Source organism: Psychrobacter sp. T6-1 (genome assembly GCF_052258445.1).
Genome location: NZ_JBQQFC010000566.1, coordinates 1 through 998, shown reverse-complemented (window position 1 = coordinate 998; position 998 = coordinate 1). Strand labels below are relative to the sequence as shown.

Here is a 998-nt window from a genome sequence, read left to right as displayed (position 1 = left end):
GATAATATCGACCCATTAACGGCGTCAAAAACAGACATCGCTGACAACAGCAAGTACGATATCAAAATCGTTGAGTTAGAGGCCGCGCAATTACCACGTGCCCGTGATGAAGTCGACTTTGCCGTTATCAATGGCAACTACGCCACTGATGCGGGTATTGAATTGACGAGTGCTTTGTTCCAAGAGCCAAGCTTTAACTATGTCAATTGGTCAGCGATTAAAACGGCTGATGCTGATAAAAAATGGGTTAAAGATGTGACCAATGCCTATAACTCAGATGAGTTTAAAATGTATGCCAACAAGACATTCCCAGGATACAAATACCCCAAAATCTGGAGCCCTGAAACAGCAACCGTGACTGCCTCTGCTGGTACAGCGACTGCTACAGGTGAAGTGGCGGTTCAGTAGCTTGCTCTAGAATGTAAGTGTTTAAAAATTTTAAAATAAAAATGCCCATGACTTAAAGTCATGGGCATTTTTTATTGCTCAAATTCAGTCCGTGTAAGGTGTGGTTAGCGCAGCGTAACCCACCGCTTATCTATGCTTATATAATTGGTGGGTTACGTTATAGCAAAGTTCTTTGTCAGAACTTAATACCACTAACCACACCCTACTAGACTATCATTATTAGAGAATAACTATATCGTATCTCTAAACAAGTCCAGCTCAATATCATAACTAGGCTCAGGCTTTTTAAACAGGTACTGACCATTACGAACTGAGGCCAGTACATCCGCGCGTTGGCGCACCGCTTCAAATGGACTTGTCGCATCCAATACTAGGAAGTTTGCTGCTCTGCCAACTTCTATACCGTACTGATCTTCGATATTTAGGGTTTTAGCACCATTAAAGGTAATGAAGTCAAGACAGACGTCAAGCTGCGGTAATGACATGGTTTGTGCCAAATGAATACCATTATCTAAGATATTCATCATGTTACCGTTGCCCGCTGGATACCAAGGATCATTGATAGAATCTTGACCAAAAGAGATGTTGAT

At 41.9% G+C, this 998-nt stretch carries 2 protein-coding genes; one reads left to right on the top strand and one right to left on the bottom strand.

Annotation, left to right across the window (positions count from 1 at the left end; genetic code table 11):
* The coding region (locus ACTXGO_RS14630; RefSeq protein WP_443575033.1) for a MetQ/NlpA family ABC transporter substrate-binding protein at window positions 1–408 on the top strand (408 nt) is incomplete at its 5' end.
* Between the two features lie 230 nt (window positions 409–638).
* On the opposite strand, the gene ACTXGO_RS14625 is transcribed toward ACTXGO_RS14630, so the two are convergent.
* A partial coding sequence (locus ACTXGO_RS14625) for an amidohydrolase family protein (RefSeq protein WP_443575032.1) occupies window positions 639–998 on the bottom strand: 360 nt, incomplete at its 5' end.